This window comes from Streptomyces axinellae (assembly GCF_039532135.1).
Taxonomy (GTDB): Bacteria; Actinomycetota; Actinomycetes; order Streptomycetales; family Streptomycetaceae; genus Streptomyces; species Streptomyces axinellae.
This window is the reverse complement of record NZ_BAAARJ010000001.1, coordinates 1-26,459: the sequence shown is the minus strand read 5'-3', so window position 1 is coordinate 26,459 and position 26,459 is coordinate 1. Positions and strand designations below refer to the sequence as shown.

Annotated in this window: 15 protein-coding genes and 4 pseudogenes; 11 read left to right on the top strand and 8 right to left on the bottom strand. The window is 72.8% G+C overall.

Translation table 11 applies throughout. The annotated features are described in order from the left end of the window. Positions 1–162: 162 nt before the first annotated feature. From ABD339_RS00100 to ABD339_RS00080, 5 genes are all read left to right on the top strand, one after another. Positions 163–720, top strand: a complete 558-nt coding sequence (locus ABD339_RS00100; protein WP_344560832.1) for a hypothetical protein — start codon at positions 163–165, stop codon at positions 718–720. Between the two features lie 507 nt (positions 721–1,227). After that, positions 1,228–1,422 carry a hypothetical protein gene (locus ABD339_RS00095; RefSeq protein ID WP_344560830.1) on the top strand — a complete coding sequence of 65 codons (195 nt, stop codon included), beginning with the start codon at positions 1,228–1,230 and terminating at the stop codon, positions 1,420–1,422. A 206-nt stretch (positions 1,423–1,628) separates the two neighbouring features. Next, on the top strand, positions 1,629–2,435 hold the full coding sequence (locus ABD339_RS00090; RefSeq protein WP_344560829.1) for a DUF2118 domain-containing protein: 807 nt from the start codon (positions 1,629–1,631) through the stop codon (positions 2,433–2,435). A 209-nt stretch (positions 2,436–2,644) separates the two neighbouring features. Next, positions 2,645–4,786 carry an NHLP family bacteriocin export ABC transporter peptidase/permease/ATPase subunit gene (locus ABD339_RS00085; protein ID WP_344560828.1) on the top strand — a complete coding sequence of 714 codons (2,142 nt, stop codon included), beginning with the start codon at positions 2,645–2,647 and terminating at the stop codon, positions 4,784–4,786. Positions 4,787–4,814: 28 nt separating this feature from the next. Then, on the top strand, positions 4,815–7,712 hold the full coding sequence (locus ABD339_RS00080; protein ID WP_344560827.1) for an NHLP bacteriocin export ABC transporter permease/ATPase subunit: 2,898 nt from the start codon (positions 4,815–4,817) through the stop codon (positions 7,710–7,712). A 116-nt stretch (positions 7,713–7,828) separates the two neighbouring features. Here the strand turns inward: ABD339_RS00080 and ABD339_RS00075 are convergent, their stop codons facing one another. From ABD339_RS00075 to ABD339_RS34005, 4 genes and pseudogenes are all read right to left on the bottom strand, one after another. Continuing rightward, entirely contained in the window at positions 7,829–9,469 is a 1,641-nt protein-coding gene (locus ABD339_RS00075) for an ABC transporter substrate-binding protein (protein WP_344560826.1), read from the bottom strand. A 5-nt stretch (positions 9,470–9,474) separates the two neighbouring features. Continuing rightward, positions 9,475–11,646, bottom strand: coding sequence for a hypothetical protein (locus ABD339_RS00070; protein ID WP_344560825.1), 2,172 nt, complete (start codon positions 11,644–11,646; stop codon positions 9,475–9,477). Between the two features lie 225 nt (positions 11,647–11,871). Further along, a pseudogene (locus ABD339_RS00065) lies at positions 11,872–13,158 on the bottom strand (helix-turn-helix transcriptional regulator); the annotation flags it as partial. Positions 13,159–13,229: 71 nt separating this feature from the next. Then, a pseudogene (locus tag ABD339_RS34005) lies at positions 13,230–13,646 on the bottom strand (ATP-binding protein); the annotation flags it as partial. Between the two features lie 79 nt (positions 13,647–13,725). Between ABD339_RS34005 and ABD339_RS00055 the strand changes: the two are divergent. The 3 genes from ABD339_RS00055 (at position 13,726) to snpA (ending at position 17,010) form a co-directional block, all read left to right on the top strand. Beyond that, entirely contained in the window at positions 13,726–14,637 is a 912-nt protein-coding gene (locus ABD339_RS00055; RefSeq protein WP_344560823.1) for an MBL fold metallo-hydrolase, read from the top strand. A gap of 30 nt (positions 14,638–14,667) precedes the next feature. Continuing rightward, positions 14,668–16,206: a carboxylesterase/lipase family protein gene (locus ABD339_RS00050; protein ID WP_344560822.1), complete on the top strand. Its 1,539-nt coding sequence runs from the start codon at positions 14,668–14,670 to the stop codon at positions 16,204–16,206. Between the two features lie 132 nt (positions 16,207–16,338). After that, positions 16,339–17,010, top strand: coding sequence for a snapalysin (gene snpA, locus ABD339_RS00045; protein WP_344560820.1), 672 nt, complete (start codon positions 16,339–16,341; stop codon positions 17,008–17,010). On the opposite strand, the gene ABD339_RS00040 is transcribed toward snpA, so the two are convergent. The 3 genes from ABD339_RS00040 to ABD339_RS00030 form a co-directional block, all read right to left on the bottom strand. Further along, the gene (locus ABD339_RS00040; RefSeq protein ID WP_344560818.1) at positions 16,982–18,382 is read right to left on the bottom strand and encodes an MFS transporter; all 1,401 of its coding nucleotides are present in this window, start codon (positions 18,380–18,382) and stop codon (positions 16,982–16,984) included. The genes snpA and ABD339_RS00040 overlap by 29 nt on opposite strands. Then, the gene (locus ABD339_RS00035) at positions 18,379–20,046 is read right to left on the bottom strand and encodes an acetate--CoA ligase (protein ID WP_344560816.1); all 1,668 of its coding nucleotides are present in this window, start codon (positions 20,044–20,046) and stop codon (positions 18,379–18,381) included. The genes ABD339_RS00040 and ABD339_RS00035 overlap by 4 nt, the downstream gene beginning before the upstream one ends. Before the next feature lie 163 nt (positions 20,047–20,209). Continuing rightward, entirely contained in the window at positions 20,210–21,007 is a 798-nt protein-coding gene (locus ABD339_RS00030) for an enoyl-CoA hydratase/isomerase family protein (RefSeq protein ID WP_344560815.1), read from the bottom strand. A gap of 327 nt (positions 21,008–21,334) precedes the next feature. Between ABD339_RS00030 and ABD339_RS33665 the strand changes: the two are divergent. From ABD339_RS33665 to ABD339_RS00010, 3 genes and pseudogenes are all read left to right on the top strand, one after another. After that, positions 21,335–22,266, top strand: a pseudogene (locus tag ABD339_RS33665) (LysR family transcriptional regulator). 257 nt (positions 22,267–22,523) lie between these two features. Beyond that, positions 22,524–24,833 carry a prolyl oligopeptidase family serine peptidase gene (locus tag ABD339_RS00015; RefSeq protein WP_344560812.1) on the top strand — a complete coding sequence of 770 codons (2,310 nt, stop codon included), beginning with the start codon at positions 22,524–22,526 and terminating at the stop codon, positions 24,831–24,833. A gap of 189 nt (positions 24,834–25,022) precedes the next feature. Next, positions 25,023–25,760, top strand: coding sequence for a DUF4232 domain-containing protein (locus tag ABD339_RS00010; protein WP_344560811.1), 738 nt, complete (start codon positions 25,023–25,025; stop codon positions 25,758–25,760). Positions 25,761–26,250: 490 nt separating this feature from the next. Here the strand turns inward: ABD339_RS00010 and ABD339_RS00005 are convergent. Further along, a pseudogene (locus tag ABD339_RS00005) lies at positions 26,251–26,459 on the bottom strand (MFS transporter); the annotation flags it as partial.

Sequence of the window (26,459 nt, the reverse complement as noted above, 5' to 3'; positions counted from 1 at the left end):
CGTACTACCAGGGCGGGCTGGGGCCACCTGATGGTCTGGCCCCTCCGGTGGTCCGCGCCCATCCGGTAGCCTGCCCAGTGCTTTTTGGCATGCACGGGCGTTCGGATGCCCGGAACGCAACTCAGCACAACGGGGGATCATATGCACATACGCCGCCGCGCCATGGGCGCAGCCGCTCTCATCCTGGCCGCCTCCGCGACACTCACCGGGTGCGCCGACGACCCGAAGGACAAGGCGTTCGGCGGGCTCGGGGACCTCGACGACATGCCGTCGGCACCCTCCGGCGTCCCCTCGCTCGGGCCGTCCATGTCCCCCAGCGACGTCCCCAGCCTCGATCCCGGAGCCTCCAGCGGCGGGAGCAGCGACCTGCCGTCCGCGCCGTCGAGCCCGGCCGTGCCCACGTACGACTCCAACGCGCTGGGTGAGGTCATCGGGAAGAACTGCCGCTACAGCCGGGCGACTTCACAGATCAAGTTCGACGTGGACATCCAGAACTCGTCCACCGACACCTCGTTCACCTACAGCTTCTCGGTCCAGTTCAAGATCGGCAGCTCACCCAGCTCCTCCATCGCGACCGACCCCATCGGCTCCGACTTCGAGACGGTGACAGTGGCGCCCGGCGGCGACCGCACGGCCACCTTGGAAGTGACGCACAGCACCAACCAGCGGATGGCGTTCTCCTGCCAGGTCACGAGGGCCAGCAAGGTCCCGTCCTCGTAGGTCCTCCTCCCCGCCCGTCCGCCCGCACCCCTGTGCGCACCTCGTGTGCACAGGGGTGCGCGCACGCGTGCCGGCAGCCAGTACTGGAACCGGTAGCCGGTGCCGGAGCCGTAGCCGGTGCCGGTGCCGGAGCCGTGGCCGGTGCGGCGCGGCTCGGCGGCGGGCCGAGGCCGCACCGGAATTCGGCGCGGTGTCCCAACTTCCTCCTGCCACCGGCCGGTACGGCATCTTCGCCGGGCGGCACAAAGCGGCGCGAGGTGTGCCGGTTCATCAACAGGCGGTGCACCATGTGGAGATCCTGAGACGAGTGGACCTTCAAGTGGCGGGCAACTGCGCCGACGTGTTCTGCTCTTCGGACAGTCGGGCGGAACCACCGCTACCGGTTCCCGTTCGCCTGGTTTTCCAGGTGTGCGTCAACCCGACTGATGAGCGCCCCGACAGGCATTTTCGTGCCGTCTGGGGCGAGTCCCCCTCATAAACCCGAAAGCAATGAAGGGAAACGCATTCATGCGTCACCAGATCGAGACCACTGAGCTTGCCGACGCCGAGCTGGACGCCGTCTCCGGCGGCATCGTCAACGAGGCCGTGAACGAGGCCGGCGCCACCGTGGGCGGCGTCGAGGGCCTGGTCGGCCACGTCGTGAACGGCGTGGGCACCAACGGTCTCCCGGGTGTCGGCGTCGGCATCAACGCCCAGTCCTGACCATTCGGACAAGACTGCGGGTGTCGGTTACTGACACCTTTCCCGCGCCATTCAGGACCGGTTCACAATTCCCTTAGCGCGGGGAGATGGCATAAGCCCCGGAACTTCGTTCCGGGGCTTATGTGTTACGGTCATGCGCCGTTGTTGCCGCCACCACAGTGACCGACCACAGAACGCGAAGTGAAGGAAAGGTAAGGACAAACGACGTGGAGTTCCGGCAAAAGGCGCTTGGCAAGTTGCAATCGCCCGAGGAACTCGACGTTCCCGTCCGTTTCGCACGCCCCCAGGGCCTTCTCGTCCTCGTCGTCACACTTGTGGTGATGGCGGCGGGCTGCGTCTGGGCCGTCACCGGAACCGTCTCCTCCAAACTGACCGCATCCGGCGTCCTCACCCACAGCCAGGGCAGCTACCTCCTGCAGAGTCCCGTCGCCGGGCAGGTGACCGCCGTGCACGCCAAGGCGGGGCAATCGGTCGAAGAGGGCGCGCCGTTGGTGAGCGTGCGCACCGACCGGGGTGTGCGGCCGGTGCGGGCCGTGGCACGCGGCCGGGTCACCGCGCTGGCGGCCGAGGTGGGCGCCGTCGTCACCACGGGGGCCGACGTGGCGACCGTCGAGCGCGTCAGGGGCGCCGACGATCCGCTGGTGGCGGTGCTCTACATCCCCGCCGACAAGGGCGCGAGGGTGCCGGTGGGCGCGGCCGTCGATCTGACCGTCGGTGCCGTACCGGCGGATCGGTACGGCACGCTGCGCGGCACGGTGCGGTCCGTCGGGCGCACTCCGCAGACCCGGCAGCAGCTCAGCGGCTTCCTGGGAGACAAGGACTTGGCACAGCAGTTCACCCGCCGGGGCCGGCCCCTGGCCGTCCTGGTGCGGCTCAAGCGCTCCTCGGCGACGAAGTCCGGGTATGCCTGGTCGCGCGAGGGGGGTCCGCCGTCCGCGCCCGACTCGGCGACGCCGGTACGCGGCGCGGCGCACCTGGACACGCGGCGGCCCGTCGACTGGCTCCTGCCGTGACCGTTTCCCAGCCGGCCCGGAAGAATCGACAGAGCCAACAGCCCCAGCGGGCCCAACAGTCCCGGCGCCGCGAGCACAGTGCGCAGGGCGGCCACGGTGGTCGCGGCGAGCACGGCGCGCGCGGTGGCCGCAAAGGCCGGGGCCGTCGCGGTGGGGACAGCGCACCCCGTGGCCGTGCCGGCAGCGCCCCCAAGAGGGCCGCGCGCCCCGTGCGCACCCCCACCGTGCTCCAGATGGAGGCCGTCGAGTGCGGCGCCGCCGCGCTCGCCATGGTGCTGGGCCACCACGGGCGCCATGTGCCGCTGGAGGAACTGCGCATCGCCTGCGGGGTCTCCCGGGACGGCTCCCGGGCCAGCAGTCTGCTCAAGGCCGCACGCGGCTACGGACTGACCGCCAAAGGCATGCAGATGGAGCCCTCGGCGCTGGCCGAGGTCTCGGCCCCGGCCATCTTGTTCTGGGAGTTCAACCACTACGTCGTCTTCGACGGCATGGGCCGCCGCCTCGGCCGCCGGGGGGTGTACATCAACGACCCCGCGCGGGGGCGCAGGTTCGTCCCCATGGAGGAGTTCGACACCTCCTTCACAGGTGTGGTGCTGACCTTCGAGCCGTCCCCGGACTTCCGGCGGGGCGGGCGCAGGGCGAGCGTCACCCGGGCCCTGCCCGCCCGGCTGCGCGGCACCTCGGGGGCGATGCTCGCCGCACTGGTGGCCAGCTTCCTGCTGGTCGTCGTCGGCGCCTCGGTGCCCGCGCTGAGCCGTACCTACATCGACACCTTCGTCTTCGGCGGCCAGGAGTCGCTGCTGGGCGTGCTGTTCGCCGCGATGGGCGCCACCGTCCTCCTCACCGGCGCGCTGACCGCGCTCCAGCAGGGCAACCTGCTGCGCGCCCGGCTCATCTCCTCGACGCTCAGCAGCGCCCGCTTCCTGCGGCATCTGCTGCGGCTGCCGGTCACCTTCTTCGCGCAGCGCAGCCCGGCCGACCTCGTGCAGCGGCTCCAGTCCAACGACACCGTGGCCGAGACGCTGGCCCGGGACCTGGCGGCGGCCGGCGTGGACGCGGTGGTCGTCGTCGGCTACGCACTGCTGCTGTGGACCTACGACCCGCAACTGACGCTCGTGGGTGTGGGGATCGCGCTGCTGAACGTGGCGGCGATGCGGGTGGTGATCCGGCTGCGGGCCACCGGTACCCAGAAGCTGCGCGCCGACCGGGCGAAACTCACCAACACCTCCTACAGCGGCCTCCAGCTCATCGAGACGATGAAGGCGACCGGCGGCGAGAACGGCTACTTCCGCCGCTGGGCGGGCCAGCACGCCACCACCCTCGATGTGCAACAGCGGCTCGGCGTCCCCAGCGCGGCGCTGGCCGTGGTCGCCCCGACACTCGCCACCCTCAACAGCGCGCTGATCCTGCAGATCGGCGGGACGCGCGCGGTGGACGGCGCCATCACGGCGGGGCTGCTGGTCGCGTTCCAGGCGCTGGTCACCAGCTTCACCGCGCCGCTGACCCGGCTGAACTCGGTGGCGGGCCGCATCCAGGACTTCGCCGCCGACGTGGCCCGGCTCAAGGACGTGGAGACCTTCCCCGCCGACCCGCTCTACACCCGGCGCGAGCCGCCCGCCAGCACCCGGCGGCTGGCCGGGTACGTGACGCTGGAGAACATCACCTTCGGCTACAACCCGCTGGACAAGCCGCTGCTCACCGGCCTGTCGCTGGCGGTCGGACCGGGCCGGCAGATCGCGCTGGTCGGCGGGTCGGGCAGCGGCAAGTCCACGGTCTCCCGGCTGATCGCGGGACTCTACACCCCGTGGGAGGGGATCATCCGCATCGACGGCCACCGGCTGGAGGACCTGCCGCGCGGCGCCCTGGCCGCTTCGGTCTCCTTCGTGGACCAGGACGTCTTCCTCTTCGAGGGCACCGTCCGGGACAACGTGGCGCTGTGGGACCCGTCGTTGACCGACGACGCGGTGGAGGAGGCACTGCGGGACGCGGCGCTGTACGAGGATGTGGCCCGCCGCCCCGGGGGCCTGCACAGCCGCGTCGAGCAGGACGGCCGCAACTTCTCCGGCGGCCAGCGGCAGCGCATGGAGATCGCCCGCGCGCTGGTGCGGCGGCCCAGCATCCTCGTCCTGGACGAGGTGACCAGCGCCCTGGACGCGGAGACCGAGGCCGTCATCATCGACAACCTGCGGCGGCGCGGCTGTGCTTGCGTGGTGATCGCGCACCGGCTGAGCACCGTACGGGACAGCGACGAGATCGTGGTGCTGGACCGGGGCGGCGTCGTGGAGCGGGGGCGCCATGAGTCGCTGCTCGCCGCCGGGGGCCCGTACGCGCGGCTCGTCCGGGAACACTGAGGATCAAGGAACACCGAGGGATCCAGGTATGTACGCGCAGCAGGCGGGCCCGCCGGCCCCGGAGACGACGGACGTGGTGGTCGCCGGGTTCGGCGTACTGGGCGAGGCGGTGACACAGGGCTCCGGCAGCGGCCTGGCGCTGGAGGGGCCGCAGGTGCTGTGGCTGGTGGCGCAAGGCGCGATGGATGTGTTCGCGGTGGACGCCGGAGGGCAGGGCCACTGGCACTTCCTCGGCCGGCTGGAGGCGGGCACCCTGCTGCTCGGCCCGGTGGCCGGCCCCCGGCACACGCTGGTGGGCCGCCCGGTGCGGGACGGGGTGCTGCGCCGGATACCACTGCGGGAGCTGTTCCCCCAGCACACCCAGACCGGTCAGCACGCCCAGACCGGTCAGCATCCGCAGACCGCTCAACTGTCCTACGGCCGCGACGAGTACGCCGCCTACGAGGCGCCCGGCCCGCTGGACGACGCCTTCGCACGCGGCGTGGGGCGCGGGCTGCGGGTGCTGTTCGAGGCGCCGCTGGACGGGGAGCCCGGCTATCCGCAGCCCGCCGGGCACCCGGCGCCGAGCGACGAGGACATCCTGTGGATGCCCGTCGCCCCCGGCAGCGTCCGCTACGGCACCGCCCACAGCGGGCAGGCCACGGCCGACCTGCTGATCGACGGGGCCGTGTGGCAGCGCATGGTGGACCAGCTCGCCCGGCTGCTGTACACCCTCGACCGCTGGATCGAGCAGCTGGAGCGGGCCCATGAGGACCGTACGGCGGCGGGCCTGGCGGCGGGCGAGAGCGTACGCGCCGAGGCCGATGAGGCGCTGCTGGCCGCCATCGACAAGCCGGCGCGCGACGGCGCCGAGGCGGGCCAGGGCTCCGATGACAGCACGCTCGCCGTGTGCCGCGCGGTCGCCGAGGCAGCCGGGGTCACGCTGCGCCTGCCGCCCGAGGGGCTCTCCTCCCGCGACCGCATGGACCCGGTGGAGCGGCTGGCGTTGACCTCGGGGCTGCGCACCCGCCCGGTGAAACTGTCGGGAGACTGGTGGAAGGAGAACACCGGCCCGCTGGTGGGCCACCGGGCCGCGAGCGGCGCCCCCGTGGCGCTGCTGTGGCGGCGCGGCCGGTACGAGGCGGTACAGCCCGGCAGCGGCAGCCGCTGGCGGATCGGCGAGGCGAACGCCGCCACTCTCGCGCCGCGCGCCGTGATGTTCTACCGGCCGCTGCCCGAACAGCCGCTGCCCGCACGCCGGTTGCTGCGCTTCGTGCTGTACGGGGCCCGGGGCGACCTGCTCACCCTGATGCTGAGCGGCCTCGTCGCGGTCGGCCTGGGCGCGCTGGTGCCGGTGGCCACCGGCCAGGTGCTCGGCAGCTATGTGCCCGACGCGGAGAAGGGCCTCATCACGCAGGCCGCCGCGGCGCTGGTGGGCACCGCCGTGGTGGCGGCGGCGTTCATGCTGCTGCAGAACACGGCGCTGCTGCGGCTGGAGGGGCGGATCGAGGCCACGCTCCAGCCGGCGGTGTGGGACCGGCTGCTGCGGCTGCCCACGCGGTTCTTCGCCGAGCGCTCGACCGGGGAGCTGGCCAGTGCCGCGATGGGGGTCAGCGCCATCCGCCGGGTGCTCTCGGGCATCAGCTCGATCGTCGTCCAGTCCGGGACGGTCGCCGCGGTCAACCTCGTGCTGCTGCTGGCCTACAGCGTCCCCCTGGCGCTGACCGCGCTCGCCGTGCTGGCCGTGGTCGCGGCGCTCTTCGCGGCCACGGGGCTGTGGCAGCTGCGCTGGCAGCGCCGTCTGGTGGAGCTGAACAACAAGCTCAACAACCAGGCGTTCCAGACCCTGCGCGGCCTGCCGAAGCTGCGCGTCGCGGCGGCCGAGTCGTTCGCGTACGCGGCCTGGGCCAAGGAGTTCGCCCGCAGCCGGGAGCTCCAGCGGCGGGCGGGCCGGATCCGCAACCTGAGCACCGTCCTCAACGCGGTGTACCTGCCGCTGGCGACACTGCTGCTGTTCGTGCTGCTGGCCGGCCCGGCACGCGGCGCCCTGTCACCGAGCGGGTTCCTCACCTTCACGACGGCCATGACGATGCTGCTGACGTCGGTGACGCAGCTGACCAACGCGCTCATCTCGTGCGCGGCGGTGCTGCCGATGTACGAGCAGATCAAGCCCGTCCTCCAGGAACTGCCCGAGGTGCGCGGCGGCAGCGTACAGCCGGGCACGCTCTCCGGCGCGATCGAGGCGCGGGAGCTGGCCTTCCGCTATTCCGAGGAGGGGCCGCTGGTCCTGGACGGCGTCTCCTTCCGTGTGGAGCCCGGGGAGTTCGTGGCGATCGTGGGCGCGAGCGGCTGCGGCAAGTCCACGCTGCTGCGGCTGCTCATCGGCTTCGACCGGCCCACCTCGGGAGAGGTCCGCTACGACGGGCAGGACCTCACGGCGCTCGACCAGGCGGCGGTGCGCCGCCAGTGCGGTGTCGTGCTGCAGAACGCGCAGCCGCACGCCGGCTCGATCCTGGAGTGCGTCTGCGGTGCGGAGACCTACCCGCTGGAGGAGGTGTGGGAGGCGGCGCGCATGGCGGGGGTGGCCGATGACATCAAGGCGATGCCCATGGGCCTGCACACCATGCTCTCCGACGGCGGCGGCACGGTCTCCGGGGGCCAGCGGCAGCGACTGATGATCGCCCAGGCGCTGGTGCGGCGCCCCCGGCTGCTCTTCTTCGACGAGGCGACCAGCGCCCTGGACAACGAGACGCAGCGCGTGGTGGCGCGGAGCACGCGGGAGCTGCGCGCCACCCGCGTGGTGATCGCGCACCGGCTCTCCACCGTGCTGGACGCGGACCGGGTGATCGTGATGTCCCAGGGCCGCGTCGTGCAGGAGGGCGCCCCCGCGGCCCTGCTGGCCGACACCACCGGCCTCTTCCACGAACTGGTCCGCCGCCAGCGGTGACCGACGGCGGCGGCGACCGACCGGCGGCGGTGAGCGGCGCACGGCGCGCCCTGGGCGGGGGCGCCGTGCACAGCCCGCCGTACGGCGCCCACGCCCCCAGCGGCCCTACGGCCTGCTCACTGACCGTCTTGCGAACTGCCGCTGGGGATCACGCAGTTCTTCGGCTGCGGCCCGCCGGTGGACCAGCCCAGCCCGACGAACTTCAGCTTGCCCCGACCCTCCCTGCCCGGGTCCAGGTTGACCACCGCGACCGGCTTGTCGTACGGATTCCCGTTGCTGGTCAGGCAGATCAGGCCGCTCGCGCCGGGCACCCGGTGCCGGGACTGGAGCCGCGACCACTGCCCGCCGACGTCCTCGCGGCCGGGTACCTCCTTCGCGCCGCCCTGCTGCGCGAGGTGCAGCGCCTTGCCGACGGTGACGAGGCCGTCATAGACGAGCATCGTCCGCGAGTCCTCCAGGTCCGGTACCGAGCCGAGCTTTACGCCCTCGTCCCGCGTGGTCCTGATGCGCTTCTTCAGGGTCTCCAGTGCGGTGCGGGGCTCGGTGAGGTACTGGGGGAGGTCCTTCTTGGCGGACTTGCGGTCGTGATGGGCGTCCCAGTCCTCGCGCCAGTCGGCCAGCGCTCTGCTCCAGGCGTCGGGGTGCGCGGGGGCGGCATACTGCACCGTCACCTTCGCCTGGCCGTCCTCGCCGCGCAGCCGCTCCCAGTCCTTGGCGCTCATGTCCTGCCGCAGCGAGGCGGCGTCGGAGCCGCTGATGAGGGTGTAGTGCCGGTTCTGGCAGTCCACCTGGGCGAGTTTGAGGGCGAAGAGCCGCAGATGGGTCGTGCGGCCCGCGAAGTACACGGTGTCGGCGCCGGAGTCGCAGATGTTGTTGGCGGTCTGGGTGAACTGGTTGCCGGTCGAGCCCGGCTCGTCGATGCCCGGGGATTCGAAAGGCATCGCGGCGGGACCCGGCGGACCGGTCTCCTTGATCCCGCTGAACGCCTTCGCCAGGGACTGGCTGTAGACGTCGCGGCGCTTGTCGTAGACCAGCACCGTCTTGCGGTCCTCCCGGCCCCGCTCGCCGGTGAAGTTGGCCAGCGCCTGGGCCGCCTCGTGGTTGGTGGGGATGATGCGGGCGAGGCCGGGGAACCGCGCCTTGGCCGACCCGTCGGCCCGGTCCTTGTTCGCGATCAGGTCACCGCTGATGCGGGAGCCGAGCACGGGTATCTTGTGCTGCGTCAGCCGCTGTACCGCCGTCTCCGTGTCTTCGAGGCTGAGGTTGAAGCCCGTGACGGCGCGCAGCCGGTCCTTGGAGGAATCGGCCATCCGCACCAGGGCGTCCACGACCTTGCCCTGCTGGTGGTAGGCGCGCCCGGGGTTGGCCAGCACCAGCCGGATCTTCGGCGGCTCCCCCTCGCCGCCGTTGGCCTGCCGCTGCCCCAGGTACGCGCCCTGGAGGTCGCTGCGCATCTGCCGGCGCAGGGCCGCCTTGTCCGACTGGAGGGGCAGCATCATCGCCACGGTGACGTACGGCTCGTCCGGCTTGTTTTCGAGCTTCTTGTTCTCGCGGGCGATGGCCTTGGCCACGTCATGGATCTCCGGCGTGCCGAAGTCGTAGCCCTGGCCGTTGATGCCGACGCACTCCCCGTCGATCCGCTCGACCCCCTCGGCGCAGGTGTCCGGCTTCAGGACGAAGGAACGGATGGCGAACGTCGCCACGGCCACCGCCGCCACGGTCAGCAGTGCGTAGAGGATCTTCTTCCACTTGGGCATGCCCGTTACCTCCTCCGCCCCAGCCGCTCTGTGCAGGCACAGCGCAGCAGCGGCTGTTCGTTGGCCGCCAGGCCGCTCCAGTGAGTTGCCGTTCTGCCGAGTTGCCCCGCACCGTCGAACTCCATGATCGAGAGGAGTTCCAGCAGCTTGGCGAGGGTGCGGGCGGTCTCCTGGCCGGTCGGCCTGGTCCGCTCCTCGCACAGCCACACCGCGTGCAGCAGCTGATCGACGGTGCGGCGCAGCGCCGGGCCTTCCGCCGCCACCAGGCCCTGGGCGCGCTCCCGGCGGGCGTCCGCGCCGCCGGGGTAGGGCGCCTGGGCGATCTCCAGCAGCTCCGCGCACCACTCCTGGGGGCGTCCCGGCAGCGTGGCCGCCAGGTGGCGGGCCACATCGTCCGCGCCGCCGGAGACGAGGTGGTGGTTCATCCGGTGCGCCGTCACCGAGCTGAACGCCTCGCCCTCCGACGGCTCCTGGTCGGGTGTGGCGCGTGTCGTGTAGTGGTCCCGCAGCAGGTGGTGGTCGGCGTACCAGGCGGCGGCCCCGGGGCGCAGCCCGTAGAGCCGGTGCACCAGCATCTGGCGCAGTCCGAAGTCCCCGATGAAGTGCCGCTCGCAGCTGGGCCATCCGGTTTCGGTGAGCAGCGTGGATACCTGATGTGCCGTCAGTCGGTGTACGTGGCCGGACTGGTGGTACCGCAGCAGGACGTCCGCACACTCCTCGTCGTGCGCCACCGACAGATGGGTGAGCAGGTCGAGCCACTGTTCGCGGTGCTCGCTCGGCAGCGCCACCGGCAACTGCTCCAGGATCAGTTCCCGGAGCAGCACCTCGGCCACCGGCTGTTCGGAGGCGCCGTCGCCGGGCAGACGCAGCGGGGCAGCCAGTACCTCACGATCGTTGGCGTCGTCGGGCATCCGGAAGGCGGCAGCGGCGGCGGCCAGCCGGATCACCGTGTGCGGCCGTCCACCGCTCAGCCGCGCCACGGCGGCGTCCACGCGGCGGCGGTTGGCGCCGCCCTCCGGCTCGGCGCGCGTCTGCCGCCGCTCGGTCTCGCCGCGCAGCTGGTCCCCGGTGAGGAAGGGCATCCGCAGCAGCAGTGCCCCGTCGGCCAGCGGAGCCCGGTCGGCACCTTCGCCGGCGGGGCGGGACCAAGCGGGCGGGGCACCGTCGGCGGGCCGGAACTCGATCGGGGGCTCCACCTCCCGGGACGGCAGACCGCCGTACAAGAAGGCGCCGCCGTCCGCCCGGCGGGTGGTGCCCACGATCACCACGCGGTCGCGCTGCCCGCTCCTGCGGTCGGTGAGCGCGGCCCTCAACAGGCCCTCCCCCAGCGGCGTCTCGGCGTGGTCGAACAGCAGCCCGGGGCGGCCGACGCGGCGCAGCCAGCCGGAAGCGGAGGCATAGGCCGCCTCCAGGTCCTCGCGCAGCGCCCGGAAGAGGAAGCCCTCCGCCAGCTCACGCCCGTCGCCGCCGTCGTGGAAGTCGGCGGCGAGGTTGCTCAGCCCGTGCTTGGGCTGACCGGCCGCGCCGGGGTACGCGCCGTAGATCCGCTCCAGTTCCACCCTGCCCCGGGGCGCCAGGCCACCGAAAAGGGCGTCCAGCAGCGCGTTGCTCACGGCCGCCGAGTAGGGGTCGAGCTGTTCTCCCGACAAGGTGGTCAGCAGGTTGCGGATGGTGCCGCGGACGACGCCGCTCCAGAAGTCGCGCGGCCCCAGGCCCAGCGGGCGCCGCTTCTGGGCGATCTCCTCGTACCGTTCGACCTCCGTCGCGACCGCCTCGGGGCCGCCCTCCGCGACGCCGGTCGCGATCACCGCGAGCCCCGAGAAGAGGCGGGGGAAGGCGAACGAGCCGCCCGTCCCCTGCCAGGTGTTCAGCTTGCGGGCCGCCTCGACCAGGGCCTCCGTCGCGGCCGACCGGGCGCGCGGCTCCGGCTGCGCCCGGTCCGCGTACGCGGCCGAACCGCAGTCCAGGTAGATCACCGGCACCTTGGTGGCGAACCGGTCGCGCACCGCGCGCAGCAGCCGCCCCTTGCCCATGCCGGGACCGCCGGTGAGCAGGACCACCGGAAGGTCGGGGCCGTACAGCAGATCCCGGCCGGCGCCGGAGGGCGACCGTCCGAGCAGGCTCGCGAAGAAGCCGTCCTCAGCGAGCAGTTTCTCGAACCCCAGCTCTTCACACACGGGCTCCCCCCATGGAGTGCTCTCCCGCCCGGGAACGGGCAGGCGGCGACCGGCTGTTTCCGGTTGCCGACGCCCGGTGACCGGTGCGCCAGGAAAGATTAGTGCACCACGAACCACTCTTCGGGGGAATAACTGTTCATTGTAGGGAAGTTGCGGGGCGGGCGGGAGGGCGGTGTCCGACGGGCGGGAGGGCCGTTCCCTATCAGTGTGGCGGCTGACGCCGGGTCAGCAGACGGCCGCGAGGGGGCCGTCCACCAGGTCGCGCAGCTGCGCGCGGGCGGTGATGCCCAGCTTGGGGAAGCTGCGGTAGAGATGGGAGCCGACCGTGCGCGGCGAGAGGAAGAGCCTCTCGCCGATCTCACGGTTGGTCAGCCCCCGGGCCGCGAGCCGCACGATCTGCCGCTGCTGCGGGGAGAGTTCGGCGAGCGCGTCGGGGGCCGACGGGCCGGCGACGTCGAGACCCGCGGCCCGCGCCTCGGCTCGCGCACGCTCGGCCCAGGGACGTGCGCCCAGCCGCCGGAAGACCTCCAGCGCCTCGGCGAGCGGCGCCCGCGCCTCCGCGATACGGCGGCGGCGCCGCAGCCACTCGGCGAGGTCGAGCAGCGTCTGGGCCCGCTCGAAGGGCCAGTGCTCCAGGGCCGGGTCCGCCAAGGCGGCGCGGAAGTGCGGCTCCGCTTCCGCCGGTTCCGCCGGTTCCGCCAGCAGGCCACGGGCCCGCTCCAGCAGCGCGTGCAGTCGCGGCGAGGCGTTGCCGGCGAGCGCGTGTGCGCACCGCTCGACGAGTACGGCGGCCTCCTGGACCGCCGCGGGCCGGCCGCAGCGCACGGCGGCGGCGGCCAGCTCCGCGATCGCCGGGTAGGAGGCGTGGTAGTGCACGGGGGCGCCCTCCGCGGTGAAGACCAGGCGGAGTTGGCCGTAGGCCGACTCGTACGCGCCCTCCGCGACGGCGGCGGTGGCGAGCGCGCGACGGGCGAAGACGGCCACGGAACGGCTCTCCAACGGGTCGATCAGGGCCAGCGCCTCCCCGGTGCGGGCGCGCGCCGCAGCCGCGTCGCCCTGGAGGGCCAGCACGGTGGCATCCACCGCCGCCGCGCACGCCACGGCGTGGTCGAGGCCCACCGAGGAGGCGACCGCGGTGGTGCGGGCGCACAGCTCGCGGGCCCGCGCCCACCGCCCCCGCTCCACATACGCCCAGGCCGCCGCGCCGCCCAGGCCCTCGGGCAGCGGGTCCTGCGGCTGCCACTGGTCGAATGCCTCGTCGAAGGCGCGGACGGCCAGCGGGGTCTCGTCCAGGAGCCACGCCATGATCCCGAGCGCCGTGAGCCGCTCGGGCCGTCCCTCGGCCCGGGCGGTCAACTGCGGGAGGAGGGCGGCGACTTCGGACCTGCGGGCGAAGGGGTCCGAGACGGCTCGCACCCAGGTGCGCGACCAGGCGTGCGAGCTGTCCTCGGGAAGGCGGCCCAAGAGGTCCTGGATACGGGCGTGTTGGCCGTCCTCGCCCGAGTAGTAGCGGGCGCCACCGTGCCCTCGCCGGTACCGAAGGCGGCGTGCAGTGCGGCGCGCTGTCGCGCCGGAAGCTCCTCCACGTCGGCCCGCGCGGGGCGCAGCAGTTGGTGCAGTGCGGAGAACGCGAGGCCCGACTCCGACTCGCTTCCCTCGGCGCGCAGAACCCGGGTGCCATGTGCCGCTGCCCGGCGCACCGTGGAGTCCAGCAGCACGGTCTTCCCCGTGCCCACCTCCCCGGCGAGCACCACCACCGGCTCGGCCGCCGACGGCCCGGCCGACGAACACACGGCCCCCGACGGCACAGCCACCGCGTGGAACAGACGTGCCAGCTCCGCGTCCCGGCCGACGATGATCCGCTCCTCGTCCACGGAATCTCCCGGGTTCGTCCATCGCGGCTCACGGCTTTGTGCGGGCGGCCGCCTCGCGCCGTGCCCCGCCCAGGTTACAAGCGGCGCGCTCCCCGCCCTCCTGCGCCCGCGCGCAGGTGCGGTCATGTGACGGATACCGCGCCGTCCAGGCCCCTCCTACGGTTCTTTTCGGGGAAAATTTCCGGTTCTTTCGAAAGGGAATCTCGTGGAGCGCATAGAACTCGGCGATGTCAGCGTCACCCGGGTCCGGGAATACTACGGGCCGGTGGACATGACTCCGCACACCTTCTTCCCGGAATCCACGAAGGAGGTGTGGGACGACAACGCCGACTGGCTGAAGCCGGAATTCCTGGACCCCGACACCAATATCGTGAATTCCGCCATCCAGACGTGGCTGCTGCGCAGCGAGGGCAAGACCATTCTCGTGGACACCGGTGTGGGCAACCACAAGGAGCGCCCGCACGCGCCGGTCTGGCACCGTCTCGATACCGGTTTTCTGGCGAACCTCGCGCGGGCCGGCGTCCGGCCCGAGGACGTGGACATCGTCATCAATACGCACCTCCATGTCGATCACGTCGGCTGGAACACCTTCCTGGACGGGGAGGACTGGGTCCCCACCTTTCCCCACGCCACCTATCTGATGCCGAAGGACGACTTCGATTTCTGGAATCCGGAGAACGGCCACAAGCCCGAGGCCGGCGGTCACCAGAATGTCTTCGAGGACAGCGTGGCCCCGGTGCACGGGGCCGGGCAGACGCTGCTGTGGGAGGGCAGCCACCAGATCGACGCCGCGCTGCGCCTGGACGCCGCCCCCGGGCACACCCCCGGCTCTTCCGTGCTGACCCTGACCTCCGGGACGGACCGCGCGGTGTTCATCGGCGACCTGCTGCACAGCCCGGCGCAGATCCTCGAACCGGATGCCAACAGCTGCTTCTGCGAGGACCCGGCGGGCGCTCGCGCCACGCGCCGCAAGGTGCTGGGCTGGGCCGCCGACCACAACGCGCTCGTGGTCCCCGCGCATCTGGGCGGGCACGGCGCGGCGGAAGTGGTGCGCGAGGGCGGCGCGTTCGCCGTCAAGGGCTGGGCCCCTTTCAGCGCGTACGCCGAGCGGGACTGAGTCCCCGACCACCACGGACCGGAGAGAGACATGACCTCGCACCACCACTCCAGCGCCGGCACCCCCGGCACCGTCGTCATCGAAACCGCGCAAGGTGCCGTCCGGGGCCTGCGCCGGGGCGGGACCCTCGCCTTCTTCGGCATCCCCTACGCCGCCCCTCCGCTCGGCGCCGCCCGCTTCGCGCCACCGCGTGCGCACGCTCCCTGGGACGGCGTACGGGACGCCACCGCCCCGGGGCCCAACGCACCGCAGTCGGGGCGTTCGCTGGGGCGCGTGGACATGTCCCCCTACTTCGGCACCGGCTGGAGCCCGGGAGAGGACTACCTCACCCTCGACGTCTGGGCGCCCGAGGCCGGGGCCGGGGATGTGGGCGGGGGCGGGGGGCGGGGCCTGCCCGTCATGGTGTTCGTGCACGGCGGCGGGTTCGTCGCCGGGTCCACGCGGTCCGCGCTGTACGACGGCGCCGGCTTCGCCCGCGACGGCGTCGTCCTGGTCACCCTCAACTACCGGCTGGGCATCGCCGGGTTCCTCGACCTCCCCGGAGCGCCCCCGAACCGGGGTCTGCTCGACATCGTCGCCGCGCTGCGGTGGGTGCGCGAAAACGTCACCACCTTGGGGGGTGACGCTCAGAACGTCACCCTCTTCGGCCAGTCCGCCGGGGCGACCCTCGTCGGCGGCGTACTGGCCACCCCCGAAGCGTCGGGCTGCTTCCACCGCGCGATCATCCAGAGCGGCAGCGGTCTGGGCGCGTTCACCACCGAGCAGGCCGCCCGGGTCACCGAGGCGGCGGCCCAGGCGCTGGGCGTCCGGCCCCGTGCCGACGCCTTCGCGGAGATCTCCGACGAGCGCCTGGTCGAGGCGGCGGGCGCGCTCACGGGCCTCGACCTCGGGACCACCACGCACCGGGACCCGTTGGCCGGGCTCAGCCCCTTCGGTCTCGTCCTCGACACCCAGCCCGCCGCGTCCGTCGCCGAGGGTTCCGGTGCCGACGTCGATCTGCTCATCGGCACCAACGCCGAGGAGGGCAACCTCTATCTGGCGCCCGTCGGCCGGTACTCCACCTCGACGGCGGCGGACGTCGAGGCGACGGCGGCCCGCTCACACCCCGACCCCGCGCGGCTCATCGAGACCTACCGGACGGCCCGCCCCGGCGCTTCCTGGGGCGAGTTGCGGTCCGCGATCCTGGGCGACGCACTGTTCGGAGCGGGCACCAGGGCACTGGCCGACGCGCACGCCGCCCACCCCGGGTCCGCGACGTTCGGCTACGAGTTCGCCTGGCGCTCCTCGGCCCTGGACGGGGAACTCGGCGCCGCCCACGCGGTGGAGCTCCCCTTCGTCTTCGACCTGGCGCACCTCCCCTCGCTGCGCGGCCCCGGCGGACTGCTCGGCCCCGTGGCGCCTCCCGGGGGCCTCGCCGCCCACACCCACGAGACCTGGGTCCGCTTCGCCAGGACGGGCGACCCCGGCTGGGACCCGTACGACACCGACCGCCGGGCCACGATGCGCATCGACGCGGAGTGGCACCAGGTGGACGATCCCCACGGCGAGGAGGGGCGAGCCTGGAGCTGACCAGCGGTGGGGCGGGTGGGCATCGGGGGGATGTCCGCTGCCCTATCAGCCGTTGGCATCATCCGTGGCGGCGCCGGCTCCGCGACACTCCCCCACCGAACGGCCCTCCCGTTACGGATGAAGGAGCCCCCCATGAGACACCCCCGCATCCTGGCCGCCGCACTGAGCGCCGCCGCCGTGGCGGTCCTCCCCGCCGCCACCGTCACGGCCACCGCCGCCCCCGCGGCCGGGCCGGACCACGCCGAACGCGTCGGATATACCGGCTACACCGGCTCCTCGCAGGAGGCCAAGGCCAACAGGGCGTTCTTCGACGCCGTACGGGCATCGGTCGCACGGAAGCGGGCGGCCCACCCGGGCGCGCAGGCGGTCACCGTCGTCTACTCGGCGGCGAGCGCGCCCAGCTTCCGTACGCAGATAGCCCGCTCCGCGCAGATCTGGAACAGCTCGGTCGGCAACGTCAGGATCCAGGAGGGCGCCAACGCGGACTTCAGCTACCGCGAGGGCAACGACTCACGTGGCTCGTACGCCAGCACCGACGGCCACGGCAGGGGCCACATCTTCCTCGACTACCGGCAGAACCAGCAGTACGACTCCGCCCGCGTCACCGCCCACGAGACCGGCCATGTCCTGGGCCTGCCCGACCACTACACCGGGCCGTGCAGCGAGCTGATGTCGGGCCACGGCCCCGGCACCTCCTGCACCAACGCGCAGCCCGACGCACGCGAGCGGTCCCGGGTCGATCAGCTGTGGCGCAACGGCCTGATGGCGGCGGCCGTCACTCGCCCAGTACCGAAGTACGCGTGAGCGGCAGCCGCAGGGTCTCCCGGAAGGAGAAGAGGACCACCAGCGCCGAGACCACGGCCAGTCCCATCAGATAGAAGCCGGGGGCCAGCGGGCTTCCCACCGCGGTGACCAGCCCGGTGGCGACGAACGGCGCCGTCCCGCCGAACAGGACATAGGCGGCGGTGTAGCCGAGCGCCGAGCCGCTGGCCCGCAGCTGTCCGGGGAACATCTCGGCCATGGCCGGGACGTTGGAGGTGCCGATCACCGCGACCAGCACGGCCAGCACCGCCGTGCCCACGAGCGCCCCGGCGATCCCGGTGCCGATCAGCCAGAAGACGGGCAGGGTGGCGACGGCGAAGCCGCCGCAGGCGGCCAGCAGCATCGGCCTGCGCCCGTAGCGGTCGCTGGCGGCTGCCATGAGGGGGCAGGCCGCGCTGTAGGCGAGCATGGACACGAAGCCGACCAGCATGGCCTGCGACTTGGTGTAGCCGACCTCCTCCGACATGTAGGCGATCATGTAGCTGCTCATGAGGTAGTAGCCGACCGCGTTGGTGATGCTGTAGCCGAAGAGCGTCAGCACCTGCTTGCGGCAGACCCGCCACGCCTCCCGCAGCGGCGCCTCCTGCACGGCCTCCCGCTGCTCCATCGCGCGGAAGACCGGAGTGTCCTCGATCCGGCTGCGCAGGTAGAGACCGATGAGGCCGAGCGGCCCGGCCAGCAGGAAGGGCACCCGCCAGCCCCAGCTGTTGAGCGCGCTCTCATCGAGCGTCGAGGTGATCACCAGCCCGGTCAGCGCGCCCGCCACCGAGGCCAGTCCGACGGTCAGCGGCACGACGCTCGCGTAACGGGCCCGACGCCCCTCGGGTGCGTACTCCATGATGAAGGCGGAGGCTCCGGTGTACTCGCCGCCGGTGGAGAAGCCCTGTACGGCGCGCAGGCAGAAGAGCAGGACGGGCGCGACGATGCCGAGCGTCGCGTAACTGGGCAGCAGGCCGATCAGCAGCGTCGAGCCGCTCATGCACAGCACGCTCAGCGCGAGCATGCGGTTGCGTCCGATCCGGTCACCGTAGCGGCCGAAGAAGGCGGCGCCGATCGGGCGGGCGATGAAGCCGCCGGCGAAGACGGCCCAGGTGGCCAGGAGGGCAGCGGTCTTGTCGTACTGCGGGAAGAACAGGCTCGCGATGGTGGCGGACATGATGGCGTAGGCGCCGGAGTCGAACCACTCGACGAAGTTGCCGACGGCCGTCGCGAGGGCGACCTTGCGCCGTACGCGGGGTGCGTGGGCGTCACCGGGACGCGTGCCGCCGCCGGACGCTCCGGCTCCTTCGCGGAGCGGTCCGGAGCCTTCGCCGCTGGGCGAGGCGGGCACGGGGAGTGTGCTGTCTGTCGTCACCTGGGCCCGTCCTTCGTGCTCGTGCTCGTGCTCGGTGTGCCCGTGCCCGTGCCGGTACCGGACGCGCCGGAAGTGGCCGCTTCCAGGTCGCGGGCGCGCAGGGCGGCTCGCTGGATCTTCCCGGTGGCCGAGCGCGGGAGTTCGTCGGTGAACTCGATCAGCCGCGGGTAGGCGAAGCGGGAATGCGCCGCGCGGGCGAAGGCCGACAGCTCCCGGGCCAGCTCGTCGCCCGGCTCGTGGCCGGGGGCCAGCTCGATCCACGCCTTGACGGCCTGGCCGCGCACCGGATCGGGGACGCCCACCACTCCGGCGTCGGCGACGGCGGGGTGTCCGCGCAGTGCGGCCTCCACTTCGTAGGGTCCGACTCGGTATCCGGACGTCTTGATGACGTCATCGGTGCGGCCGAGGAACCAGAAGTACCCGTCCTCGTCCATGACGGCCTGGTCCTTGGTGCGGTACCAGGTGGCACCGAAGTTCTCGGCCGACGCCTCGGGGCGGTTCCAGTAGCCGAGCGGGAACTGTGGGTTGGAGCCGGCCCGCAGGCAGATCTCCCCCGGCGCTCCCGCGGGCACCTCGCGGTCGTCCTCGTCCAGCAGGGCGACGTCCCAGCCGGGCAGCGGGCGGCCCATGGAGCCGGGCTTGACCGGTACGCCGGGGAAGTTGCCGAGCAAGGGGTAGGACTCGGTGGATCCGTAGTAGTCCAGCGGGGTCACGCCGAACTGGCCCTGGAACCATTCGATGAGGTCGGGGGTGAGCGGCTCGTTCGAGCAGCACACCACCCGCAGCGACTGCGGATACCGCGTCCCCGCGTCCGGGACGTCCTGCATCATCTTACGGAGGAACGTGGGGTTGACCAGGGCCGTTGTGACCTTGTTACGGGACATCGCCGCGAGCAGCGCGGCCGGGTCGAAGCCCCCTGCCGGGCGGTGGACGAGGTGGACGGCGCCCGCGCGCAGCGGGCCCATGAGCTTGGCCATGGACCAGGCCCAGTCCCCCGCGCCGTAGAACACGTCCCCGGGCCGCAGGTCGTGGCAGTAGCGGAACTCGTTGTGCCCGAGCAGGGTGCGGTGCGCGTGCACGATGCCCTTGGCCGGGCCGGTCGTCCCGGACGTGTAGAAGATCAGGGCGGGATCGTCGGGCGCCGTGCGGGCGGTGTCGAACTCGGGGGGCAGCGCGCCGATCGCCGGGTCGTCCACATCGACCACGGTGCCGCCGAAGCCCTCCGCCCGGTCCAGCGCCGCGCTCTCGGTGACCAGCACGGTGGCGCCGGAGTCGGCCAGCCGGTAGCGGATGGGCTCGTCGGCCCACAGCAGCGACATGGTCACGAGGACGGCGCCGGTGCGCAGGACACCCAGGTAGGTGGCGGGGGTGTCGGGGCGCTGGGGCAGCAGCACGGCCACCCGGTCGCCCTTGCGCACGCCCAGCGCGTGCAGGTGTGCGGCCACCTGCCGGGAGCGGTCCTGTATCCGCTGCCAGCGCACCTCTTCACGGTGTCCGGTGTGATCCTCGAAGATCAGGGCGAGCTTGTCGCCGGGATGCCGGTCGGCGACATCGGCGGCCATGTTGTACCGCTCGGGGACGACCCACCGGTGCTCCGCCACGAGACGGCGGTACGCGTCCTCCTCGTCGGAGACCGCGTCGGCGGGCGTGACGCTGGTGGTCATGAGGTTCCTCCTGGTGGAACGGGTGCGGTGGCGGGGGCGTGCGGGCGCACAGGTGTACGAGCACAGGGGCCTGCGGCGTTCCGGCGTACGTCGTGCACGGACCGACAGCCGGTCGGGAGACCGGAAGGCCGGGAGGCGGGGAGACCGGGCTGCCGGGGCCGGTTCAGCGGCGGCGGCCGGCGAGGAAGCGGGCCATCTCGCGCTGCGGCTCCCCCGTCGCGTAGGCGGCGGTGTGCACCTTCTTGGCCGCCTCGATCGCCTCGTCGAGCCCCGCGTCGTCCAGTTCGCGCAGGCGGCCCTTGGTCAGTGCGACGGCGCCGGGCGGAAGTTCCGCGAGGCGCGCCGCCTCGGCCAGCGCCTCGCTCCTGACCTGTTCCGGCTCCACCAGGCGGGAGAGCAGCCCGAGCCGGTGTGCCTCGGCGGCGTCCACGAGGCGGCCCGTGAGGGCGAACTCGGCGGTCTTCGCGCGGCCGAGGATGCCGCGCATGGCCCAGATGCCGGTGATGCTGGGGATACCGGAGAGCACCTCCGGTTGGCCCATCCGGACGCCTTCGTGGCCGATACGGAGGTCGGCGAGGAGCGCGAACTGGAAGCCGGACCCGGCCGCGACCCCGTTGACGGCGGCGATGACCGGCTTGTCCAGGCCGCGGACCGTGCGGAAGAGGCGGCCGAAGTCGTCGATCCACGCTTCGGCCGCGGCATGGTCGTCCGGGTCGATGGCGGCCGTCTCCGCCAGGTCCTGGCCCGCGCAGAACGCACGTCCCGCGCCGGTGAGCACGACGGCACGGCACTGCTCGTCGGCACCCGCCTCATCGAGCGCCGCGACCAGCTTGTCGCGCATGCCGGAGGTCCAGGCGTTCAGCTTGTCGGGCCGGTTGAGGGTCACCTCGGCGACATGGACCTCGCTGTCGGCCGCCGCGACGTGATGGCGGGCGACGAGCACGGTGGGGGTATCGGTCATGGGGGCATGCCTTTCTGTACGCGGGGCCCGGGCACTCCGCACGCAGCGGCGGAGCACTCCGGGCACTGGCAGCGGGCCGGCTCCGTACGCGGGGGCCGCTCCGTACACGGGGGTCGCTCCGCACGCGGGGCGCAGTACCGCATGGGCTGCGCACGGGGGAGCGGCGGCAGGGAACTGCCGAACTGCCGCGAGCGTGCGCGGGAACAGGGGTTACGGGAGAGTGAGCGCCGGTGGGCTTCCCGTCAGCAGCCATGCAAACAGCCGCGCATGTGATCCGGCTAACACCAATCGGGACTGTCCGCGATATCGCAGCGATATGGTGCGCGCATGGAGCTTCGTCACCTGCGCTACTTCGCCGTACTGGCGGAGGAGCTGCACTTCGGCAGGGCGGCGCAGCGGTTGCACATGGCCCAGCCGCCGCTGTCGCAGCGGATCCGGGACCTGGAGAACGAGCTGGGCGTCCGCCTTTTCGACCGCACCCGGCCCAGGGTCCAGCTCACCGAGGCCGGTGCGCTGCTCCTTGAGCACGTAAGGCCCGTGCTGGCCGGAGTGGACAGCGCGCGGGAGGCCATGCGGCGGGTCAGGCCCGGCGAGGCGGGCGTACTGCGGGTCGGCGTCCCGCCGGACACGGGGCCGCCCGTGCTGCCGACGCTGACCGCCGGCTTCGCACGCCGCGTGCCCGATGTACTGATCGACTTGCACGAGCTGACGACCGACGAGCAGTTGGTCCGGCTGCGCGAGGGCGAGCTGGACGCCGGGGTGGTACGCCACCCGGGGACACGGTGGGCCTGGAGTCGGGCCCGGTGGCGCGCCGGGAACTGGGCGTCGTCCTGCGCGGCGACCACCCCGCGGCGCGGGACGGCGGCGCGGTCCGGCTGCGCGATCTGGACGGGGCGTCACTGGTGATCTTCCCGCGCGCGATGGCGCCCCGCCTCTACGACCACATGCTGCTCATCTGCCGGGACGAGGGCCTGCTGCCCGGCTCGATCCGGCACGCGCGCAACCCCCACTTCGTGCACGGGCTGGTCCTCGCGGGGCGCGGCGTCCACCTGAACGAGCCCCCGGCGACGCCGCTGCCCGACGGCCTGGTGTGGCGCCCGCTGGAGGGGGCCGCGCTGGCGTGGCAGACCTCGGTGGTGTGGGTGCCGACCCGCCACAACGAGGCGATCGTCGCGTTCGTCGAGGCGGTGTCGGAGGGTCTCGCCGCAGCCGGCCACCGCCTCGCGCCGGACGTCCAACGCGGCCGACGCCCCGCGTGAACGGCCCACACCCCCATGGCGGCCGACCCACACCCCACGGCGGACGGCCAACACCCCGCGCCGTGCTCGCCGCCTCCCGTGACCTGACGCCGCGTCACCTTCCTTGCGCACAGGGGCAGTCCATGCCCGATCGGCGGGACAGGGCAGGACCGGCAGCCGGCCACGGACAACGCCCCCGGCCTGCGATGACCCGCCTCACCCCACGGGGCGGGGCCGACAGGGCACCGGACAACGCCCGCGGGTCACAATGAGGTGTGATGGAGAACGACGCCCCGCACCCGCAGGCCCCCGGTCCGCAGCACTCGTCCCCGCAGGTCCCGGACCCCGAGGTCGCAGATCCCCGGGTCTCACCACCGCGGGTCTCACCACCGCGGGTCTCACACCCCGGGGTCGCAGACCCGCGGGACCCGTATCTGTGGCTGGAAGAGGTCGAGAGCGAGGCCGCGCTCGCCTGGGTGGGCGAGCGGAACGCGGAGACCCTCGCCGAGCTGACCGCCGATCCCGGGTTCGAGGCGCTGGAGAGCGCGGCGCGCGAGGTCCTGGGCGACCCCGCGCGCATCCCGTACGTCGTGCGCCGAGGCCCGCACCTCTACAACTTCTGGCGCGACGCCGATCACGTCAGAGGGGTGTGGCGGCGCACCACCCTCGACCAGTACCGCGCAGCGGAGCCGCGCTGGGAGACGGTGCTCGATGTGGACGCCCTGGCCGCGGCCGAGGACGTGCCCTGGGTGTGGGCGGGCGCGGCGGTGCTGCGGCCGGGCCTGCGGCGGGCCCTGGTGAAGCTCTCCCGGGACGGCGCCGACGCCACCGTGGTGCGGGAGTTCGACATCGAGGAGCGCACGTTCGTGCCGGACGGCTTCCAATTGCCGGAGGCAAAGAGCGCGGTGAGCTGGATCGACGAGGACCATCTCTTCGTCGGCACCGACACCGGCCCAGGGTCGCTCACCGCCGCCGGCTACCCGCGCACCGTGCGCCGCTGGCGGCGCGGCACCCCGCTCGCCGAGGCGCCCCTCGTCTTCGAAGGCGCGCACGAGGATGTGTCCGTCACCGCCTGGCACGACTCCACCCCGGGATTCGCGCGCGATCTGGCCGTCCGCCAGCTGGACTTCTGGCACAGCGAGCACTTCCTGCTCAGCACGGGCGCGCCTGCGGATCCCGTACCGGACGCCGCGCGGGAGACCGAACCGGACGCCGCGCGGGAGGCCACAGCGGACGCCTCGCCGTACGCCGTTGAAGACGACGACGCCCCGGGGCCCGTCCGCCCCGTACGGATCGAGGTGCCCGAGGACGCCTTGGCCGAGGTCCACCGGGAGTGGCTGCTGGTCACCTTGCGCTCGCCCTGGCTGGAGCGGCCCGCCGGGGCGCTGCTGGCCTTCGGCCTCGACGCCTTCTTGCGGGGCGAGCGGGCGCACGAGGTGCTGTTCGCCCCGGACGCGCACACCGTACTGGACGGCTACGCCGTCACCCGGCGCCACCTCGTCCTGGAAACCCTCACCGACGTCTCCTCCCGGCTCCACCTGCTCACCCCACCGGCCGACGGAGAAGAAGGCGGCTGGTCGCGCAGTCCGCTGGGCGAGGTACCGCCGCTGTCCACCGCTTCGGTGCTGGCCACCTCCCCGGACGAGGAGGGCGAGAGCGCGGAGGAGATCCTCTTCGACGTCAGCGGCTTCCTTCAGCCCTCCGCGCTGCGCCGCGCCGTGGCCGGTACGCCCGGCGTGGAGACGCTGAAGCGGGCCCCGGCCCGCTTCTCCACCGAGGGGCTGTGCGTACGGCAGCACTTCGCGGAGTCGGCGGACGGCACCCGTGTGCCGTATTTCGTGGTCGGGCCGGAGCGGCAGGAGGGGCCGGTCCCGACGCTGCTGTACGGCTACGGCGGCTTCGAGGTGTCGCTCACCCCCTCCCACTCGGCGGTGACCGGCCGGACATGGCTGGAGCGGGGCGGCGCCTACGTGGTGGCGAACATCCGTGGCGGCGCCGAGTACGGGCCCGACTGGCACCGGGCGGCCCTCGGCCCCCACCGGGAGCGCGCCTTCGAGGATTTCGCCGCCGTCGCACGGGACTTGGCCGCGCGCGGCATCACGACGCCGCAGCGGCTCGGCATCAGCGGCGGCAGCAACGGGGGGCTGCTGATGGGCGTCATGCTCACCCGTCACCCCGAACTGTTCGGCTCGGTGGTCGCCGAGGTGCCGCTGCTGGACATGCTGCGCTTCCACCGGCTCTTGGCGGGTGCCTCCTGGGTGGCCGAGTACGGCGATCCCGAGGACCCCGAGGAGCGGGCGCACCTGCTGCGCTGGTCGCCGTACCACCACCTCGACGCCGGCCGCGCCTGCCCGCCGCTGCTGCTGACGACCTCCACCCGCGACGACCGGGTCCACCCGGGGCATGCCCGGAAGATGGCTGCCCGCATGCGCGAACTGGGCTTGCCCGTCCGCTACTTCGAGAACACCGGCGGCGGCCACGCGGGCGCCGCCGATCACAAGCAGGCCGCGTTCGTCGAAGCCCTGGTCCACACCTTCTTGTGGCGCACGCTGAGCGAGGAGGGTCACGTCCCGAAGCCCGCCGCCTGACCCTCGCACCCCGTACTGCTCCCTGCGGTGCCCCGAGGTCCCCGGCGCCCCGACGTACCCCGGTGTCGTCGGCGGCGGAAGGAGGCGAAAAGTTTCTGCGGATCGCCGTGAACTTTCCCGCCGGACCCGCCATCGAACTGTATGTACGACCCGATGACGGGGGAAGCAACAGCAGGGAGCAGCGTCACCATGACACAGCACCACGACGACATGATCACCGAGCAGCGGGCCGGAGTGGCACACGCCAGTGCTCACTCACGGCGCAAGGCAGCCCGTGTCGCCGGAGCCGCCACGGCGGTGCTGGCGGCGGGGGCCCTGCTGGTCGGCTGCGGCGGCAAGGACAGCAACGCCTCCGGCCCCCAGCGGACGGGCGGCGACGCAGCCCCTGTGGGGTCCGCGCACAAGACGCAGGGCGGCGACTCGCAGCACGCCGGCGAGTCGAAGGAGGCCAACTCGCTGACCGCCAAGAGCGGCACCTCCAGCGCCAACTTCGGCTCCAGCAAGGCCGGCAGCTGCACGACGCAGGACCTGAAGGCGGCCATCGGCCCGAACCACCCCGGCGCCGGGCAGGAGAACTTCGCGCTGGTCCTCACCAACAAGTCCGGCAAGTCCTGCACCGTACGCGGCTACCCTGGCTTCGCCTTCCTCAACGCCGATGACGAGCAGGTCTCCGTGGACCCGGAGCGCGATGGCACCAGCCACGCCCGTTCCATCAAGCTGGGCGCCGGGAAGAGCGCCTGGGCGCCCCTCTCCTTCACCAATCCCGAGATGACGGGCGTGCCCACCGTCACCCCCAAGACAGCGCTGATCACCCCGCCCGACCAGCGCGCCTCCCTCCGGGTGGCGTGGAAGGGCGGACCGGTCTCCGCCACCGGCAAGGCGTCCGTACCGAAGATCGGCACCCTCAGCCCCGGCACCGGCGACTGACCGCCCCGGCGCCCAACCGGCACCGTGGCCGACCACCCGGTGCCCGACGGGCAGGGCCCCTCCCCCGCGCGGGCACACGCGACGGTGACGACCAGCGTCCGTCCGGCCACCGACCGAACCACCCGGCCGCACGAACGCCCACCGCCGCACCGCCCCGGAGGACGGCGGGCCCTGCCGCCCCCGCGCACACACCTGCCGCCGGCCCGACCTGACGGGCGGAGGCCGGGCCCCGGGTGTGTGCGCGGGGGGCTCAGTCAGAGCGCGGCCGGCAACCCCGTGCGGCACCCGGAACGCGTCTCCTCCCCCGTACGAGACGACCCCGGTTACCGCCCGGCCGCGCTCGACCCGACCCGGCCTCTCATCGAGAGGCCGGGTCTCTTCGTCGGGAACTCCCGGGAGCCCTCTGGGCGAGGCGAGAGCCCTCTGGGCAAGGAGAGCCCGCCTCCCGTGCCCGGCCCCGAAGTCAGACTCGCACGCCGAAGCCCTCCCCTCAGACCCCCGCCCCCGCCGGCGCGGGCAGCGCCTCGTGCTCCTCGGAGTCGGGTGCGCCGTGGCGGGCAGACGGGATGACGGTCGCGATGGCGGCGGCGACCAGGGCGACGCCGCAGCCGATGAGCAGTCCGGTGCGGAAGCCGTTTTCGGAGGTGAAGGTGTGGCCGCCTGTGGTGGTGGTCAGCTGGGCGAGGACGACGCCGATGA